Origin of the sequence: Ramlibacter sp. PS4R-6 (assembly GCF_037572775.1) — a bacterium.
Taxonomy (GTDB): Bacteria; Pseudomonadota; Gammaproteobacteria; order Burkholderiales; family Burkholderiaceae_C; genus Ramlibacter.
This window is the reverse complement of record NZ_JBBHKA010000001.1, coordinates 2,708,191-2,725,965: the sequence shown is the minus strand read 5'-3', so window position 1 is coordinate 2,725,965 and position 17,775 is coordinate 2,708,191. Positions and strand designations below refer to the sequence as shown.

Sequence of the window (17,775 nt, the reverse complement as noted above, 5' to 3'; positions counted from 1 at the left end):
GCGTGGAACAGGTGGGCTGTTTTTTGGCCTAGTCGCCCAGCGCCACGGCCCCGTGGCTGAAGCCGCCGTCGACGTAGGTGATCTCCGAGGTCACCCCGGCGGCCAGGTCGCTCAGCAGGAAGGCGGCCACGTTCCCCACATCCTCGATGGTCACGTTGCGGCGCAACGGCGCGACGCCCGCCACCACGCCCAGGAGCTTGGAGAAATCCTTGATGCCGCTCGCGGCCAGGGTCTTGATCGGGCCGGCGCTGATGCCGTTGACGCGGATGGAGCGGCCATCGGGCAGCTTGCCCACCGCTTCGGCCAGGTAGCGCACCGAAGCCTCCAGCGACGCCTTGGCCAGGCCCATGGTGTTGTAGTTGGGCACGGCCCGCAGGGCGCCCAGGTAGGTCAAGGTCAGCAGTGCCGATTTGTCGTTGAGGTAAGGCAGCGCGGCCTTGGCCATGGCCGGGAAGCTGTAGGCGCTGATGTCGTGCGCGATGCGGAAGTTCTCGCGGGTCAGCCCGTCGAGGAAGTTGCCGGCGATGGCTTCGCGCGGAGCGAATCCGATGCTGTGCACGAACCCGTCGAATTTGGGCCAGGTGGCCGACAGGTCCTTGAAGAGCTGGTCGATCTGGGCGTCATCGCCCACGTCGCAGTCGAAGACCAGTTTCGAGCCGAAGTCGGCGGCGAATTCCGTGATGCGGTCCTTGAACCGGTCGCCCACGTAGCTGAACGCGAGTTCGGCCCCTTGGGCGTGGCAGCACTTGGCGATGCCGTAGGCGATGGACCGGTTGGACAGCACGCCGGTGACGAGGAACTTCTTGCCCGAAAGGAAACCCATGGAAGGCCTGGCTGAGTAGTAAAACTTTGCTGGGATTCTAAGGGCCGCATTCGGGGCGTTTGGCCTCCAAGCCGTTGCAAATCAAGGGTTTGCGGGTTACAATACCGGCCTCACGACCTAGACAGACGGGCGGAACCTACCGCCCGTTTTTTATGGTCGATCGGTTTTTGCGAAGGGTGTGGACAAGCGTTGGCGCTGCAGGATGTCGTCGAGCAGGCCGTGACCGGGCTCGGTTACGACCTCGTGGAGGTGGAGCGATCCGCCGGGGGCCTGCTGCGCGTCACGATCGACATGCCCTGGAAGGGGCGGGGCGCCGGCGAACAGTCCGTGAACGTTGAGGACTGCGAGAAGGTCAGCCGCCAGCTGCAGTACGCGCTGGAAGTCGAGGCCGTCGACTACAAGCGCCTGGAAGTTTCGTCGCCGGGCATCGACCGCCCGCTCAGGAACGAAAGCGACTTCGAGCGCTTCGCCGGCGAGGTGGTCGACATCACGCTGAAGCAGCCCATGGGCGAGGCGGGCGCCGGCCAGGTGGCGGCGAACCGCAAGAAATTCCGCGGCACGCTGGAAAAAGCCGGCGACCGCTGGCAAGTGGTGTGGAGCGATGCGCCGGAAGAAAAGCCGGGGCGCCGCGTGAGCAAGAAGAAGCAGCCTGCCCCGTTGCAGGCATTGGGTTTTTCGCTGGACGAGCTCAGGGAAGCGCGTCTGGCGTCGATAGTGGATTTCAAGGGCCGAAAGTCCCGAGCGCAAGGAGAGCAGTGACATGAACCGCGAACTGTTGATGCTGGTGGAAGCCATTTCGCGCGAGAAGAACGTCGAGCGCGATGTCGTGTTCGGCGCGGTGGAGTCCGCCCTGGCGCAGGCCACCAAGAAGCTGTACGAAGGCGACGTCGACATCCGCGTGGCGATCGACCGCGACAGCGGCGCCTACGAGACCTTCCGCCGCTGGCTGGTGGTGCCCGACGAGCAGGGCCTGCAGAACCCCGACGCCGAAGAGATGCTGATGGACGCCAAGGAGCGCGTCGAGGACGTCGAGCCGGGCGACTACATCGAGGAGCCGGTGGAATCCGTGCCGATCGGCCGCATCGGCGCCATGGCCGCCAAGCAGGTGATCCTGCAGAAGATCCGCGACGCCGAGCGCGAGATGCTGCTGAACGACTTCATGTCGCGCGGCGACAAGATCTTCGTGGGCACCGTCAAGCGCATGGACAAGGGCGACATCATCGTCGAGTCGGGCCGCGTCGAAGGGCGCCTGCGCCGCAGCGAGATGATCCCCAAGGAGAACCTGCGCAACGGCGACCGCGTCCGCGCCATGATCATGGAGGTGGACCTGACGCTGCGCGGCGCGCCCATCATCCTGTCGCGCGCGGCGCCCGAGTTCATGATCGAGCTGTTCCGCCAGGAAGTGCCCGAGATCGAGCAGGGCCTGCTGGAGATCAAGAGCTGCGCCCGCGACCCGGGTTCGCGCGCCAAGATCGCCGTGGTCTCGCACGACAAGCGCGTCGATCCCATCGGCACCTGTGTCGGCGTGCGCGGCTCGCGCGTGAACGCCGTGACCAACGAACTCGCCGGCGAGCGCGTCGACATCGTGCTGTGGTCGGACGACCCGGCGCAATTCGTGATCGGCGCGCTGGCGCCCGCGAACGTCACCTCCATCGTCGTCGACGAGGAGAAGCACGCCATGGACGTGGTGGTCGACGAGGAGAACCTCGCCATCGCCATCGGCCGCGGCGGCCAGAACGTGCGGCTCGCGTCCGAGCTCACGGGCTGGAAGATCAACATCATGGACGCGAACGAATCGGCGCAGAAGCAGGCCGAGGAGTCCTCGGGCATCCGCCAGCTCTTCATGGAAAAGCTGGACGTGGACGAGGAAATCGCCGACATCCTGATCTCCGAAGGCTTCACCAGCCTGGAAGAAGTGGCCTACGTGCCGATCCAGGAAATGCTGGAGATCGAGGCCTTCGACGAGGACACGGTGAACGAACTCCGTGCCCGCGCCAAGGACGCGCTCCTCACGATGGAGATCGCCCGCGAGGAGAGCGTCGAGGAAGTCTCGCAGGACCTGCGCGACCTCGAGGGCCTCAACCCGCAACTGATTGCCAAGCTCGCCGAGAACGGCGTGCACACCCGCGACGACCTGGCCGACCTGGCCGTCGACGAGCTCACCGAAATCACCGCCCAGTCCGAGGACGAGGCCAAGGCCCTGATCATGAAGGCGCGCGAGCACTGGTTCACCGGTGCGGCGGCGGCGACCCATGAATAACGGGAGGCAAACGAACACATGTCCAGTACCACCGTCGCCGAGTTCGCCGCAGAACTCAAGAAATCTCCCGACACCCTGCTCGAGCAGCTGAAGAGCGCGGGCGTGGCCAAGTCGGCCGCGTCCGATTCGCTGTCGGAAACCGACAAGCAGAAGCTGCTCGGCTACCTGAAGGCCGCGCACGGCACCGCCGCCGCGCCCGAGCGCAAGAAGATCACGCTGACCAAGAAGTCGACCAGCGAGATCAAGCAGGCCGACGCCAGCGGCAAGGCCCGCACCATCCAGGTGGAAGTGCGCAAGAAGCGCACCTTCGTCAAGCGCGAGGAAGGCGGCGACACCGCCGTCATCGAAGCGCCCGAGCAGGAAGCCCCGCAGCCCTCCGCGCCGCGCGTGGACGAGGCCGAGCTGGCCCGCCGCGAGGAAGAAGCGCGCCGCCAGGCCGAGCTGATCCGCCGCCAGGAAGAAGACCTGGCGGAAAAGCGCCGCCTGCGCGAGGAAACGGAAAGGCGCGAGCGCGAAGCCGAGGAGCGTGCCGTGGCGCACGCCGCGAGCGAGGACGCGAAAAGGGAGAAGGTGCAGTCGGACCAGGCCACCGCTACCAAGGAAGCGGGGGAAGCGCAGGCCGCCCGCGCTGCCGCGCATGCCGAGGCGCGCGCGAAGGCGGACGCCGCGTCCAAGGCACGAGCCGAGGAAGAAGCGGCGCGCATGACCGACCTGGCCGACCGCCGCAAGAAGGCCGAAGCCGAAGCCGCCGCCATCCGCTCGATGATGTCCACGCCGAAGAAGGTGCTGGTGGCGAAGAAGCCCGAGGAGGCCAAGCCCGCCGCGAAGCCGGGCGATGCCAAGCCGGCCGCCAAGGGCACGCTGCACAAGCCTACGGTGACCCGTCCCGGCACGCAGGCGCCGGCGCCGGCGGCGCCGGGCGCGAACAAGGAAGTCAAGTCGGCCAAGCTCTCGTCGAGCTGGGCCAGTGACCCGTCCAAGAAGAAGGCCATCCCCACGCGTGGCGATGCCACCGGCGGCGTGGGCCGCAATTCGTGGCGCGGCGGCCCGCGCGGCCGCCGTGGCGACCGCGGCGACCACCGCGACGACCAGGCGCAAGCCGCGCCGGTCGAGCAGCGCGTGATCGAGGTGCACGTGCCGGAGACGATCACCGTCGCCGAGCTCGCGCACAAGATGTCGGTCAAGGCGTCCGAGGTGATCAAGCAGCTGATGAAGCTGGGCCAGATGGTCACCATCAACCAGCCGCTGGACCAGGACACGGCCATGATCCTGGTCGAGGAAATGGGCCACAAGGCCCTGCCCGCGGCGCTGGACGACCCCGAAGCCTTCACGCAGGAAGACGTGAGCACGGAAGCCGAGGCGAAGCCGCGCGCTCCCGTCGTCACCGTCATGGGCCACGTCGACCACGGCAAGACCTCGCTGCTGGACTACATCCGCCGCACCAAAGTCGCGGCGGGCGAAGCCGGCGGCATCACGCAGCACATCGGCGCCTACCACGTCGATACGCCGCGCGGCTCGATCACGTTCCTCGACACGCCGGGCCACGAGGCTTTCACGGCGATGCGCGCACGCGGTGCGCAGGCCACGGACATCGTGATCCTGGTGGTCGCGGCCGACGACGGCGTCATGCCGCAGACCAAGGAAGCCGTGAAGCACGCCAAGGCGGCGGGCGTCCCGATCGTGGTCGCGGTGAACAAGATCGACAAGCCGGGCGCCAACCCCGACCGCGTCAAGCAGGAACTCGTGGGCGAGGAAGTCGTGCCCGAGGACTACGGCGGGGATTCGCCGTTCGTCAACGTCTCCGCCCTCACGGGCCAGGGCGTCGAGGAACTGCTCGAGCAGGTGCTGCTGCAGGCCGAAGTGCTGGAGCTGAAGGCGCCCGTCGACACGATGGCCAAGGGCCTCGTGGTCGAGGCGCAGCTGGACAAGGGCCGCGGCCCGGTCGCCACCGTGCTGGTGCAATCCGGCACGCTGAAGATCGGCGACGTGGTGCTCGCGGGCCAGACGTACGGCCGCGTGCGCGCCATGCTCGACGAAGACGGCAAGGCCATCAAGGATGCCGGCCCGTCGATGCCCGTGGAGATCCAGGGCCTGACCGAGGTGCCGCAAGCCGGCGACGAGTTCATGGTGCTGACCGACGAGCGCCGTGCGCGCGAGATCGCGACCTACCGCGCCGGCAAGTTCCGCAACACGAAGCTGGCCAAGCAGCAGGCCGCCAAGCTGGAGAACATGTTCACGGACATGACCGCCGGCGAGGTGAAGGTGGTGCCCATCATCGTCAAGTCGGACGTGCAGGGCTCGCAGGAAGCGCTGTCGCAGTCGCTGCTGAAGCTCTCGACCGAGGAGGTCAAGGTCCAGCTCGTGTACGCGGCCGTCGGCGCCATCTCCGAGTCGGACATCAACCTGGCCATCGCCTCGAAGGCGATCGTGATCGGCTTCAACGTGCGCGCCGATGCCGGTGCGCGCAAGCTGGCCGAGAACAACGGCATCGACATCCGCTATTACAACATCATCTACGACGCCGTCGACGAGCTGAAGGCCGCGATGTCGGGGATGCTGGCACCCGAGAAACGCGAGGAAGTCATCGGCTCCGCCGAGATCCGCACGGTGTTCGTGGCGTCCAAGATCGGCACGGTGGCCGGCTGCATGGTCACGTCGGGCATGGTCACCCGCAGCTCGCACTTCCGCCTGCTGCGCGACAACGTGGTGATCTACACCGGCGAGATCGAGTCGCTCAAGCGCCTGAAGGACGACGTGCGCGAGGTCAAGGAAGGCTTCGAGTGCGGCATCAAGCTCAAGGGCTACAACGACATCAAGGAAGGCGACCAGCTCGAGTTCTTCGAAGTCAAGGAAGTCGCCCGTACGCTGTAAGCCATGAAGAAGCAGGCCAAGCCCAACCGAGCTTTCCAGGTCGCGGACCAGATCCAGCGCGACCTGGCGGAGCTCATCCGCGAGGTGAAGGATCCCCGCCTGGGCATGGTCACGATCAATTCGGTGGAGGTCACGCCCGACTACGCGCACGCGAAGGTCTTCTTCAGCGTGCTCGTGGGCGACCCGCACGAGTGCGAGGAGGCGCTGAACCACGCCGCCGGCTTCCTGCGCAACGGCCTCTTCAAGCGCCTGCACATCCACACCGTGCCGACGCTGCACTTCAACTTCGACCGCACGACCGAGCGGGCCGCCGACATGAACGCGCTGATCGCGCGCGCCGTCGCCTCCCGTTCCAAGATCGACGAGTAAGCATGTCCGCGCCACGCACCAGGGTGCAACGGCGCCCTGTGCATGGGGTGTTGTTGCTAGACAAACCGCTCGGCCTTTCCAGCAACCAGGCGTTGCAGAAGGCCAGTTGGCTGCTGCGCGCCGAAAAGGCGGGCCACACCGGCACGCTCGACCCGCTGGCCACAGGCGTCCTGCCGCTGTGCTTCGGCGCCGCGACCAAGTTCGGCCAGCTGCAGCTCGATGCGGACAAGACCTATGAAGCGACGATCCGCCTGGGCGTGAAGACGTCCACCGGCGACGCCGAGGGCGAGGTCGTCGCTACCCGCCCGGTGCCGCCGCTCGACGCCGCCCGCATCGAGGAAGTCGCGCAACGCTTCACCGGCGCCATCCGCCAGGTGCCGCCGATGCACAGCGCCCTCAAGAAGGACGGCCGCCCGCTGTACGAGCTGGCGCGCGCCGGCCAGGAAGTCGAGCGCGAGCCACGCGACGCCGTGGTGCGGTCGCTCTCGCTGCAAGCGGCGGCGCCGGAGGTGCTGATGCTCGTCGCCACCGTCAGCAAGGGCACCTACATCCGCACGCTGGGCGAAGACATCGGCGAAGCGCTGGGCTGCGGCGGCCACCTCACGTCGCTGCGGCGGGTCGCGTCCGGCGGCATCGCCGTGGACCGCTGCATCACGCTCGACAGGCTCGAAGCCCTGGGCGAAGACGAGCGCATGGCGCACCTTCACCCCGTGTCGTCGCTCCTCGATAGCCACACCCCTGTCACGCTCGGCGAAGACGATGCCGGGCGTTTCCTCTCCGGCCTGCGCCGCCGCGGCGACTGGCCGGACGGCGACCGCATCGCCGTCTATTCGTCGAATTCGCTTTTGGGCACCGGCCACGTCAAGGCCGGCGAACTCATCCCGGGCCGGCTGCTGAGCCCGATCGAAATCCAGCAGATCCTGCAAAGCGCCAACGCATCATGAACACCCGCCAGATCCGCAACATCGCCATCATCGCGCACGTCGACCACGGCAAGACCACCATGGTCGACCAGCTCCTGCGCCAGTCCGGCACCTTCGCCGAACACGAGAAGGTGGTCGACACCGTCATGGACAACAACGCCATCGAGCGCGAGCGCGGCATCACCATCCTCGCCAAGAACTGCGCCGTGTCCTGGAAGGGCACGCACATCAACATCGTCGACACGCCCGGCCACGCCGACTTCGGCGGCGAGGTGGAGCGCGCGCTGTCGATGGTCGACGGCGTTCTGCTGCTGATCGACGCGCAGGAAGGCCCGATGCCGCAGACGCGTTTCGTGACGAAGAAGGCGCTGGCCCTCGGCCTGCGTCCCATCGTCGTCGTGAACAAGGTCGACAAGCCGGGCGCCAACCCCGACAAGGTGATCAACGAGGCTTTCGACCTGTTCGACAAGCTGGGCGCCACCGACGAACAGCTCGACTTCCCCGTGGTCTACGCTTCGGGCATCAACGGCTGGTCGTCGCTGGAGCAGGGCGAGCCCGGCAAGCAATGGGGCCCCGACATGTCGGCCCTGTTCGACACGGTGCTCCAGCACGTGCCCGAACACGAGGGCGACCCGGCCGCCCCGCTGCAGCTGCAGATCTCCGCGCTCGACTACTCGTCGTTCGTCGGCCGCATCGGCGTGGGCCGCATCAACCAGGGCACGATCCGCCCGGCGATGGACGTCCTCGTCATGGAAGGCCCGGATGGCACGCAGGTCAAGGGCCGCATCAACCAGGTGCTGACGTTCGAAGGCCTGACGCGCGTGCAGGTCAAGGAAGCCGGCCCCGGCGACATCGTGCTGATCAACGGCATCGAGGAGGTGGGCATCGGCGTGACCGTGACCGACCCGCTCGAGCCGGCGCCGCTGCCCATGCTGAAGGTCGACGAGCCGACGCTGACGATGAACTTCTGCGTCAACACCTCGCCGCTGGCGGGCCGCGAAGGCAAGTACGTCACCAGCCGCCAGATCTGGGACCGCCTGCAGAAGGAACTGCAATCGAACGTGGCGCTGCGCGTGAGCGACACCGGCGAGGAAGGCGTGTTCGAGGTGATGGGCCGCGGCGAACTGCACCTCACCATCCTGGTCGAGAACATGCGCCGCGAAGGCTACGAGCTGGCGGTGTCAAAGCCGCGCGTGGTCTTCAAGGACATCGGCGGCGTGAAGCACGAGCCGATCGAGCTCGTGACGATCGACGTCGAGGACCAGCACCAGGGCGGCGTGATGCAGGCCATGGGCGAGCGCAAGGGCGAACTGGTCAACATGGAGCCGGACGGCCGCGGCCGCGTGCGCCTGGAGTACCGCATCCCCGCGCGGGGCCTCATCGGCTTCTCCAACGAGTTCCTGAACCTCACGCGCGGCTCGGGCCTGATCTCCAACATCTTCGACGGCTGGGAGCCGCACAAGGGCGACATCGCCGGCCGCAAGAACGGCGTGTTGATCTCCATGGACGACGGCGAGATCTTCACCTACGCGCTGGGCAAGCTGGACGACCGCGGCCGCATGTTCGTCAAGGCCAACGACCCGGTGTACGAGGGCATGATCGTCGGCATCCACAACCGCGACAACGACCTGGTGGTGAACGCCACGCGCACCAAGCAGCTCACCAACTTCCGCGTGAGCGGCAAGGAAGACGCGATCAAGGTCACCCCGCCGATCGAGCTCACCCTGGAATACGGCGTCGAGTTCATCGAGGACGACGAGCTCGTGGAGATCACGCCCAAGTCGGTGCGCCTGCGCAAGCGCTACCTGAAGGAGCACGAGCGCAAGCGCGCCAGCCGCGAGATGGCCGTCGCATGAAGCTCAAGCACGGCCAGGCGGTCGTGCTGATGGTCGCGGTGACCCTGATGTGGTCGATCGCGGGGGTGATCACGCGCCATCTCGAGCAGGCGCGCAGCTTCGAGGTGACGTTCTGGCGCAGCTTCTTCACGGTCGTCTCGCTGCTGGTCATCCTGCCGTTCTTCCAGGGCCGCGAGGTCTTCGCGAAGATCCGGCGCGGCGGCTGGCCGCTGTGGCTGTCGGGCGTGTGCTGGAGCGTGATGTTCACCGCGTTCATGGTGGCGCTCACGCTCACGAGCGTCGCCAACGTGCTGGTCACGATGTCGGTGGGGCCCTTCCTCACCGCCGTGCTCGCGCGCATCTTCATCGGCCACAGGATCCCGCCGCGTACGGCCGTGGCCATCGTCCTGGCCGGCTGCGGCATCGGCTACATGTACGGCACGCAACTCGGCGAGGGCAGCATCGCCGGGACGTTGGTGGCCCTCTTCGTGCCGCTGGCCGGCGCCGTGAACTGGACCGTCACGCAACGCTCGCATGCGCAGGGCCATGACGTCGACCTGGTGCCGGCGGTGCTCGTGGGCGCGGCGATCTCGTCGCTGGTGACGCTGCCGTTGGCCATGCCGTTCCAGGCGTCCGGCCACGACGTTGCGCTGCTTGCCTTGCTGGGCCTGGTGCAGCTGGCGATTCCCTGCGCGCTCTCGGTGGTGTGCGCCCGCGTGCTGAAGGCGCCGGAGATTTCGCTGCTCGGCCTGCTCGAGGTGATCTTCGGTATCGTGCTGGCATGGTGGGGCGCGGGCGAGGTGCCCACGCCCACGGTGCTGGCGGGCGGCTCGCTGGTGATCGGCGCGCTGATGCTCAACGAACTGGTGGGCTGGAGGCAAAGGGCATGAGCGATGTGATCGTCGAGATCGAAGGCCGCGCGGCCCTCATCACGCTGAACCGGCCAAAGGCGCTCAACGCGCTGACGCTGGACATGATCCGCCAGGTTTCGGCGGTGCTGCTGGCGTGCCGCGACGCGGAAGCCATCGAGTTCGTGGCCCTGCGCGGCATGGGCAAGGATGGCCCTTTCGGCAACCTGTGCGCCGGCGGCGACCTGCGCTTCTTCCACGAAGCGGTGCTCTCCGGCAACCCGGAGCTCGAGGACTTCTTCACCGAGGAATACGAGCTCAACTACCTCGTCAACACCTTCCCGAAGCCGTATGCGGTGTTCATGGACGGCATCGTCATGGGCGGCGGCATGGGCATCAGCGGACATGCGCGGCAGGGCGCGACCCTGCGCATCGTCACCGAGCGCACGAAGATGGCCATGCCGGAGACGAACGTGGGCCTGTTCCCCGACGTGGGCGGCGGCTGGTTCCTGTCGCGCTGCCCCGGCCACATCGGCGAGTACCTGGCCCTCACCGGCACGGTGATCGGCGGCGCCGACGCGCTCTATGCGGGCCTCGCCGACGCGCTGGTGCCCTCCGAAGGCCTGCCGTCGCTGTGGGAGTCGATCGCGGGGCAGGGCGTGGCGAACAAGGGCAAGGCGGTGCTGGAGGAGTCGGCGCTGGCGAAGAACGAGGACGCGATCGAGCGCTTCTTCTCGCTGCCGACGGTCGGCGAGATCGTGGCCGCGCTCGAAGGCGAGGCGTCTGCGTTCGCACGCGAAACCGCCGCCATGCTGCGCCAGCGCTCGCCCCTCATGCTGCACGTGGTGCTGGAGCACCTGCGCCGCGCGCGCACGTTGTCGCTGGCCGACGACCTGCGCCTGGAGCGCAACATGATCCGCCGCTCGTTCCACCTGCGGCCGGGGACGGCCAGCGAGACGATGGAAGGCATCCGCGCCACGGTGATCGACAAGGACCGCCAGCCGCGCTGGAACCCGGCGCGCATCGAGGACGTGACGCCCGCGATGGTGCAGGCCTTCTTCGACCCGCCCTGGCCGGCCTACGCGCACCCGCTGCGCGACCTCGCCTGAAGGCGAGGCGCTACCAGTCGACCTGCTGGTACGCGGCCTTCGCGATCTCCAGCAATTCCCCGCGCGGCAGGGGCGCCGTGATGGCGCAGCCGAAGCCCTGGTCCACCCAATAGAAGCCCGGCACGGGACCGTCGTCGAAGAAACGGAAGGCGGTTTCGCGCGTGTCGACCTTGGCCTTCTCGCCATCCTTCACGGCGCCCAGGTAGAGCGTGAGCCGCTGGCCCGCCCCGTTCTGGTACATGAACTGGGCGCGCGCGCCGTTCTCGCCGGGCAGGAGCCGCCCGCCGAGCAGCTCGAAGCCCTTCGAGCGCAGGTCGGGCACCTTCAGCGGGTGGCCCAGGCGCTTGGACAGCCACTGCACCAGGTGGTCCTGCTGCTGCGCCGTCACCTCGACCGGGTGGCGCACCTCGGGCTGGTAGACCACGTGCGCGAACGCGGCCTGGCGCATGAACTGCTGCACGGGCGACGGCGCATTGAAGCGCGCGGTGTATTCGATGCTGGCGACCCAGCCCAGGCCGAAGGCCATGACCACCGAGGCGGCCATGCCGGCCCAGCGGGTCCATTGCTCCGCGGACGAGCGCAGGGCCTGCGCCCGGTTCGCCGCCGCGAGCAGCGGCGCGGGCAGGGTGTCGATGGCGGGGGCGGCGAAGGTGCGCTTGAGCGCGTCGCGCTGCGCCATCCACGCGCTGGCCGTGGCCTGGGCTTGCGGGTCGGACTCGAGGCGATGCCGCAGGTCGGCGGTCTGCGCCGCCGTCAGGCGGCCGTCGACCAGCGCATGCAGCTCGTCTTCGTCGACGCGCGGGGGACCGCTTTGTCGGGTGTCCATCGGGTTCTCCATCACTTCATCCGGCGCAGCCGGGGCTGGCCGGCCACGGGGCGGCTGTTGCCGTCGCCGCCCTCCATCAGTTCACGCAGGCGGGCGCGCGCGCGCGACAGGCGCGACATCACGGTGCCGATCGGGATGCCGAGCACGCGCGCCGCGTCCGCGTAGCTCATGTCTTCCAGCGTCACGAGCAGCAGGACCGAGCGCTGGTCGTCGGGCAGCCGCTGCACGCAGCGCGCGAGGTCCAGCGCCGAGTCGCGGTCCCCTTCGGGCGCCGGCAGGTCCGAGTGCACGTCGTCCAGCGGCGTGGCCGGGGCCGCCTGCATGCCGCGGCGCTGGTTCACGTAGAGGTTGTGCATCAGCGTGAACAGCCAGGCGCGCAGGTCGGTGCCCGCCAGCCACAGCTGCCACTTGGCGCAGGCGCGCTCCAGCGTGTCCTGCACCAGGTCGTCGGCGGCCCAGGCGTCGCCGGTCAGCGCCCGCGCGTAGCGGCGCAGGCCGGGCAGTTGTTCGATGACGTGCGTGCGCTCCATGGCCCCCTGTCAGGACGTCCGCTGCATTGCATGCTTGCGCTTGCCGCTTGTCAATGACCGGGCCTGGGGCAACAAACTTGCGAAGGCCGGCGTGGCCCGGGCCAGGCGCCGGCGGCCTTCCGCCTCCCCGTACAGCTGCGAAACGACCGTCATGACGTCGGCCCGCAGCTCCCACAGGCCGCGGGCGTCGGGGGCGTGGCGGATCTTCAGCGCGAGCGTGGGGCGCTTTTTCGAGCCGGCTTCACCCAGCGCCTCCTGCAGGGCCCGGCGGGCCTCGTCCAGCGCCGCCGGGTCGGCCGCCACGGCGGGGCCCGCGGTCAGCCAGTCGGAGATCGAAATGCTGTGCAGGCCGGAACGGATCCAGAACATCGCGGGTCTCCCAGGTTGTCTTTTCAACCCATGAACACCGTGGCTGGGCCGTTTATTCCCTCACTTGTGGCGCTGCTTCATGGCGCGTTCCACTTCCCGCTTGCCTTCGCGGTCCCGGATCGTGTCGCGCTTGTCGTGCTCGGCCTTGCCCTTGGCCAGGGCGACCTCGCATTTGACCTTGCCGGCCTTCCAGTGCAGGTTGATCGGCACCAGGGTGTAGCCCTTCTGCTCCACCTTGCCGATGAGGCGGCGGATCTCGTCCTTGTGCATCAGCAGCTTGCGGGTGCGCTGCGCCTCGGGGTTGACGTGCGTCGAAGCCGATTTGAGGGGGTCGATGCGCAGGCCGATGATGAACAGCTCGCCGTCCTTGACCACGACGTAGCCGTCGGTGAGCTGTGCCTTGCCTTCGCGCAGCGCCTTCACTTCCCAGCCCTGCAGGACGATGCCGGCCTCGTAGCGCTCTTCGAAGAAGTAGTTGAACGAGGCCTTGCGGTTCTCTGCGATGCGGGGCGGGCTCTCGTTTTTCGTGGACATGGACTGACAGGTGAGGGCGAAGGGCCCTAACTACAATCCGCCGGGCTGCCGCATTCTCCATGAAAACCGTCCACAAATCCGTGCTGATCTGGTACAGCGCCGAGGAGATGTTCAGGCTGGTCACCGACGTGCAGGACTACCCGGAATTCCTGCCCTGGTGCGACCGCGCGACCGTGCTGGAGCAGGACGAGCGCGGCATGAAGGCCCAGGTCGGCATCGCCTTCGGCGGCATCCACCAGACCTTCACGACCCGCAACGAGCACGTGCCCGGCCGCCAGGTGAAGATGCACCTGGTCGACGGGCCGTTCTCGCGGCTGGACGGCGACTGGAAGTTCCACCCGCTCGGCGGCGGCGAGCAGAGGGCGTGCAAGGTCGAACTGGAGCTGGTCTACGGCTTCGACAACGTCGCGCTCGCGGCGCTGGTGGGCCCCGTGTTCGACAAGATCGCGGGCAGCCTCGTCGACGCCTTCGTCAAGCGCGCCGAATCCGTCTATGGCTGATGCACCCCTGCGGGTGACGGTGGTGTTCTCGCCCGCGCCACGCGAGGTGCGCGAATGGGCGCTGGCGCTCGCGCCCGGCAGCACGGTGGCCGACGCCATCGCCGCCAGCGGCCTGCGGGGGGACTTCCCGGCGCTGGACCTCGATGCGCTGGGCGTGGGTGTGTGGGGCAGGAAGGCGGGCCCGAAGCAGCCGCTGCGCGACCGCGACCGCGTCGAGGTGTACCGCCCGCTGCAGGTCGACCCGAAGGTGGCCCGCCGGGAACGTTTCAGGAAACAGGGAACGCGCGCCGCAGGGCTGTTCGCCCGCAAGCGCTAGCTGCAGTTGCGCGTGATGACGTTCTCGAGGCGGCGCGTCTCGGCGGCGCGCGCGTTGTCGTCCATGATCTCGCGCTCGCCCTTGTCGTTGGTGACCGTCAGGCGCACGCCGGAGTCGATGGTGGCCTTGGCCTGCTTCGCGCGCGTGCAGTTGTCGGCCCTGGCCTTGTTGTTCTCTTCCTCCGCGGCCTTCTTCTTCTCGGCTTCCGCGGCGGCCATCTGCTTCTTCTTCTCCTCCAGCTCCTTGTCCTTGCCGGTCACGCGCGGCATGGAGGCGGCGGGCGCAGGGGCGGGCGCGGCTGCGGCAGGCTCCGGCTCGGCCGGGCGGTTGCCGGGGCGGCGGAGGATCTTGTCGTTGGGCGTGCCGGGCGGCGGGGGCTGGTCGCTGAACACCTTGCGGCCGTCCTTGTCGACCCATTGCCATTGCGCGTAGGCAAGGGGCGTGGCCAGGCACGCGAGGGCGACGAGGGTGATGCGAAGCCGGTTCATGCGTGCCAGTTTAGCTTTGCGGGGTTTTATGTCCATCCGCAAAAGCGTGCAAAAGGGCACGAGTACAATCCGTTTTTTGGAGCCCTGACATGCGCCTCTTAGGAAAAGCGCTCACCTTCGACGACGTGTTGCTGGTGCCGGCGTACTCCCAGGTCCTCCCCAAGGACGCCTCCCTCGCCACCCGCCTCTCCCGGAACATCAGCCTGAACCTGCCGCTCGTGTCCGCGGCCATGGACACCGTGACGGAGGCGCGCCTGGCGATCGCCATCGCGCAGGAAGGCGGCATCGGCATCGTCCACAAGAACCTCACGCCCAAGCAGCAGGCGGCCGAGGTCTCCCGCGTCAAGCGTTACGAATCGGGCGTCCTGCGCGACCCGGTCGTGATCACGCCGCAACACACGGTGCGCCAGGTCCTGGACATGCAGGAGCAGCTGGGCATCTCCGGCTTCCCGGTGATCGACGGCGGCAAGGTCGCCGGCATCGTCACCGGCCGCGATTTGCGTTTTGAAACACGTTACGACGTCCCGGTGTCGCAAATCATGACGCCGCGCGAGAAGCTCGTGACCATCCGGGAAGGCACCAGCCTCGCCGACGCCAAGGCGCTCCTGAACAAGCACAAGCTGGAGCGCCTGCTGGTCGTGAACGACGCTTTCGCGCTCAAGGGCCTGATCACCGTCAAGGACATCACCAAGCAAACGAGCTTCCCGAACGCCGCGCGCGACGCCTCGGGCCGCCTGCGCGTCGGCGCCGCGGTCGGCGTGGGCGAGGGCACCGAGGAGCGCGTCGAGGCGCTCGTGAAGGCGGGCGTCGACGCCATCGTCGTCGACACGGCCCACGGCCACAGCAAGGGCGTGATCGAGCGCGTGCGCTGGGTCAAGAAGAACTACCCCGACGTCGACGTGATCGGCGGCAACATCGCCACGGGCGAGGCGGCGAAGGCGCTGGTGGAAGCCGGCGCGGACGCGGTCAAGGTCGGCATCGGCCCCGGTTCCATCTGCACCACGCGCATCGTCGCGGGCGTGGGCGTGCCGCAGATCATGGCCATCGACAGCGTGTCGACGGCGCTGCAGGGCAGTGGCGTCCCTCTCATCGCCGACGGCGGCATCCGCTACTCCGGCGACATCGCCAAGGCCATCGCCGCCGGCGCCAACAGCGTGATGATGGGCGGCATGTTCGCCGGCACCGAGGAGGCGCCCGGCGAGATCGTCCTGTTCCAGGGCCGCAGCTACAAGAGCTACCGCGGCATGGGCTCCATCGGCGCCATGCAGCAGGGCAGCGCCGACCGTTATTTCCAGGAATCCACCAGCGGCAACCCCAACGCGGACAAGCTGGTGCCCGAAGGCATCGAAGGCCGCGTCCCGTACAAGGGGTCGATGGTGTCCATCGTGTTCCAGCTCGCCGGTGGCGTGCGCGCCGCGATGGGCTACTGCGGCTGCGGCACCATCGAGGAGATGCGCGAGAAGGCGCAGTTCGTGGAGATCACGTCCGCCGGCATGCGCGAGAGCCACGTGCACGACGTGCAGATCACCAAAGAAGCCCCGAACTACAGGGCTGATTGATGCAGCACGACAAGATCCTCATCCTGGACTTCGGGTCGCAGGTCACCCAGCTCATTGCCCGCCGCACGCGCGAGGCGCACGTCTATTCCGAAGTGCACCCTTGCGACGTCAGCGACGAGTGGGTGCGCAGCTTCGCCGCCGACGGCCACCTGAAGGGCGTGATCCTCTCCGGCAGCCACGCGTCGCTGTGGGAAGACGAAACCTTGCGCGTGCCGCGCGCGGTGTTCGAGCTCGGCATCCCGGTGCTGGGCATCTGCTTCGGCATGTACGCCATCGCCGAGGCCCTGGGCGGCAAGGTCGAAGGCAGCAACAAGCGCGAGTTCGGCTACGCCGAGGTGCGGGCGCGCGGCCACACGAAACTCTTCGACGGCATCCAGGACTACGTGACCCCCGAAGGCCACGGCATGCTGCACGTGTGGATGTCGCACGGCGACAAGGTCACCGAGATGCCGCCCGGCTTCAAGCTGATGGCGTCCACGGATTCGTGCCCCATCGCCGGCATGGCCGACGAGGAGCGCCGCATCTACGGCGTGCAGTTCCACCCGGAGGTGACGCACACCTCGCAGGGCCGCGCCATCCTCGAGCGCTTCGTGCTGGGCATCTGCGGCGCGAAAGCCGACTGGGTCATGGCGGGCCACATCGACGAAGCCGTCGCGAAGATCCGCGAGGAGGTGGGCAACGAGGAGGTGATCCTCGGCCTGTCGGGCGGCGTCGATTCGTCGGTGGCCGCCGCGCTGATCCACCGCGCCATTGGCGACCAGTTGACCTGCGTCTTCGTCGACCACGGCCTGCTGCGGCTGAACGAAGGCGACATGGTCATGGACATGTTCGCCGGCAAGCTGCACGCGAAGGTCGTGCGCGTGGATGCGAGCGAGCTGTTCCTCGGCAAGCTGGCGGGCGTCGCGGACCCCGAGCAGAAGCGCAAGATCATCGGCCGCGAATTCGTCGAAGTCTTCAAGGCCGAGGCCGCGAAGATCAAGCAATCGCATTCGCGCACCGTGGCGTGGCTCGCGCAAGGCACGATCTACCCGGATGTCATCGAGTCGGGCGGCGCCAAGAGCAAGAAGGCCGTCACGATCAAGAGCCACCACAACGTCGGCGGCCTGCCGGAGCAGCTGGGGCTCAAGCTGCTGGAGCCGCTGCGCGACCTGTTCAAGGACGAAGTGCGCGAGCTGGGCGTAGCCCTCGGCCTGCCGCCGGAGATGGTCTACCGCCACCCGTTCCCTGGGCCGGGCCTCGGCGTGCGCATCCTGGGCGAGGTCAAGAAGGAGTACGCGGACCTCTTGCGCCGCGCGGATGCGATCTTCATCGAGGAGTTGCGCAACTTCACCGACCCGCAGACCGGCAAGAGCTGGTACGACCTCACCAGCCAGGCCTTCACCGTGTTCCTGCCGGTCAAGAGCGTGGGCGTGATGGGTGACGGCCGCACCTACGACTACGTCGTGGCGCTGCGTGCCGTGCAGACCAGCGACTTCATGACGGCCGACTGGGCCGAGCTGCCGTACGCGTTGCTCAAGAAGGTCTCCAGCCGCATCATCAACGAGGTGCGCGGCATCAACCGCGTCACCTACGACGTCTCGAGCAAGCCCCCGGCCACCATCGAGTGGGAGTGAGT

18 protein-coding genes are annotated in these 17,775 nt (G+C 67.9%); 12 read left to right on the top strand and 6 right to left on the bottom strand.

What is annotated here, in order from left to right:
* Positions 1 to 28: 28 nt before the first annotated feature.
* Entirely contained in the window at positions 29 to 823 is a 795-nt protein-coding gene (gene fabI, locus WG903_RS13540; protein WP_340076199.1) for an enoyl-ACP reductase FabI, read from the bottom strand.
* 189 nt (positions 824 to 1,012) lie between these two features.
* Here fabI and rimP point away from each other — a divergent pair, with 189 nt between their 5' ends.
* Genes rimP through WG903_RS13500 form a run of 8 tightly spaced genes read left to right on the top strand, consistent with a single transcriptional unit; the run spans position 1,013 to position 11,038 of the window.
* A complete protein-coding gene (gene rimP, locus WG903_RS13535) occupies positions 1,013 to 1,582 on the top strand; it encodes a ribosome maturation factor RimP (RefSeq protein ID WP_340076197.1) in 570 nt (189 codons plus the stop codon).
* Position 1,583: 1 nt separating this feature from the next.
* On the top strand, positions 1,584 to 3,083 hold the full coding sequence (gene nusA, locus WG903_RS13530; protein WP_340076195.1) for a transcription termination factor NusA: 1,500 nt from the start codon (positions 1,584 to 1,586) through the stop codon (positions 3,081 to 3,083).
* 18 nt (positions 3,084 to 3,101) lie between these two features.
* Complete coding sequence (infB, locus tag WG903_RS13525) at positions 3,102 to 5,954, top strand: translation initiation factor IF-2 (protein WP_340076193.1); 2,853 nt, start codon at positions 3,102 to 3,104, stop codon at positions 5,952 to 5,954.
* Between the two features lie 3 nt (positions 5,955 to 5,957).
* Positions 5,958 to 6,323: a 30S ribosome-binding factor RbfA gene (gene rbfA / locus WG903_RS13520; protein ID WP_340076191.1), complete on the top strand. Its 366-nt coding sequence runs from the start codon at positions 5,958 to 5,960 to the stop codon at positions 6,321 to 6,323.
* A 2-nt stretch (positions 6,324 to 6,325) separates the two neighbouring features.
* Positions 6,326 to 7,267 carry a tRNA pseudouridine(55) synthase TruB gene (truB, locus tag WG903_RS13515; protein ID WP_340076189.1) on the top strand — a complete coding sequence of 314 codons (942 nt, stop codon included), beginning with the start codon at positions 6,326 to 6,328 and terminating at the stop codon, positions 7,265 to 7,267.
* Positions 7,264 to 9,102, top strand: a complete 1,839-nt coding sequence (gene typA, locus WG903_RS13510) for a translational GTPase TypA (protein WP_340076187.1) — start codon at positions 7,264 to 7,266, stop codon at positions 9,100 to 9,102. Before truB ends, typA begins: the two co-directional genes overlap by 4 nt.
* The gene (locus tag WG903_RS13505; protein ID WP_340076185.1) at positions 9,099 to 9,971 is read left to right on the top strand and encodes a DMT family transporter; all 873 of its coding nucleotides are present in this window, start codon (positions 9,099 to 9,101) and stop codon (positions 9,969 to 9,971) included. The genes typA and WG903_RS13505 overlap by 4 nt, the downstream gene beginning before the upstream one ends.
* Entirely contained in the window at positions 9,968 to 11,038 is a 1,071-nt protein-coding gene (locus tag WG903_RS13500) for an enoyl-CoA hydratase/isomerase family protein (protein WP_340076183.1), read from the top strand. Before WG903_RS13505 ends, WG903_RS13500 begins: the two co-directional genes overlap by 4 nt.
* Before the next feature lie 10 nt (positions 11,039 to 11,048).
* On the opposite strand, the gene WG903_RS13495 is transcribed toward WG903_RS13500, so the two are convergent.
* Genes WG903_RS13495 through smpB form a run of 4 tightly spaced genes read right to left on the bottom strand, consistent with a single transcriptional unit; the run spans position 11,049 to position 13,297 of the window.
* Positions 11,049 to 11,864, bottom strand: coding sequence for an anti-sigma factor family protein (locus WG903_RS13495; RefSeq protein WP_340076181.1), 816 nt, complete (start codon positions 11,862 to 11,864; stop codon positions 11,049 to 11,051).
* Between the two features lie 11 nt (positions 11,865 to 11,875).
* Positions 11,876 to 12,394, bottom strand: a complete 519-nt coding sequence (locus WG903_RS13490; RefSeq protein ID WP_340076179.1) for a sigma-70 family RNA polymerase sigma factor — start codon at positions 12,392 to 12,394, stop codon at positions 11,876 to 11,878.
* A 9-nt stretch (positions 12,395 to 12,403) separates the two neighbouring features.
* Positions 12,404 to 12,763: a hypothetical protein gene (locus WG903_RS13485; protein WP_340076176.1), complete on the bottom strand. Its 360-nt coding sequence runs from the start codon at positions 12,761 to 12,763 to the stop codon at positions 12,404 to 12,406.
* Between the two features lie 60 nt (positions 12,764 to 12,823).
* Positions 12,824 to 13,297, bottom strand: coding sequence for an SsrA-binding protein SmpB (gene smpB / locus WG903_RS13480; RefSeq protein ID WP_340076174.1), 474 nt, complete (start codon positions 13,295 to 13,297; stop codon positions 12,824 to 12,826).
* Positions 13,298 to 13,356: 59 nt separating this feature from the next.
* On the opposite strand from smpB, the gene WG903_RS13475 reads away from it, so the two are divergent.
* Together WG903_RS13475 and WG903_RS13470 are read left to right on the top strand one after the other, a co-directional pair.
* Positions 13,357 to 13,797 carry a type II toxin-antitoxin system RatA family toxin gene (locus WG903_RS13475; protein WP_340076171.1) on the top strand — a complete coding sequence of 147 codons (441 nt, stop codon included), beginning with the start codon at positions 13,357 to 13,359 and terminating at the stop codon, positions 13,795 to 13,797.
* Positions 13,790 to 14,113, top strand: a complete 324-nt coding sequence (locus WG903_RS13470) for an RnfH family protein (protein WP_340076168.1) — start codon at positions 13,790 to 13,792, stop codon at positions 14,111 to 14,113. Before WG903_RS13475 ends, WG903_RS13470 begins: the two co-directional genes overlap by 8 nt.
* On the opposite strand, the gene WG903_RS13465 is transcribed toward WG903_RS13470, so the two are convergent.
* On the bottom strand, positions 14,110 to 14,601 hold the full coding sequence (locus tag WG903_RS13465) for a DUF4124 domain-containing protein (protein ID WP_340076166.1): 492 nt from the start codon (positions 14,599 to 14,601) through the stop codon (positions 14,110 to 14,112). The two genes, WG903_RS13470 and WG903_RS13465, sit on opposite strands and share 4 nt — an antisense overlap.
* Positions 14,602 to 14,690: 89 nt before the next feature.
* On the opposite strand from WG903_RS13465, the gene guaB reads away from it, so the two are divergent.
* A complete protein-coding gene (gene guaB, locus WG903_RS13460; RefSeq protein ID WP_340076164.1) occupies positions 14,691 to 16,160 on the top strand; it encodes an IMP dehydrogenase in 1,470 nt (489 codons plus the stop codon).
* Positions 16,160 to 17,773: a glutamine-hydrolyzing GMP synthase gene (guaA, locus tag WG903_RS13455; RefSeq protein ID WP_340076162.1), complete on the top strand. Its 1,614-nt coding sequence runs from the start codon at positions 16,160 to 16,162 to the stop codon at positions 17,771 to 17,773. The genes guaB and guaA overlap by 1 nt, the downstream gene beginning before the upstream one ends.
* The last annotated feature ends 2 nt before the right edge of the window (positions 17,774 to 17,775 follow it).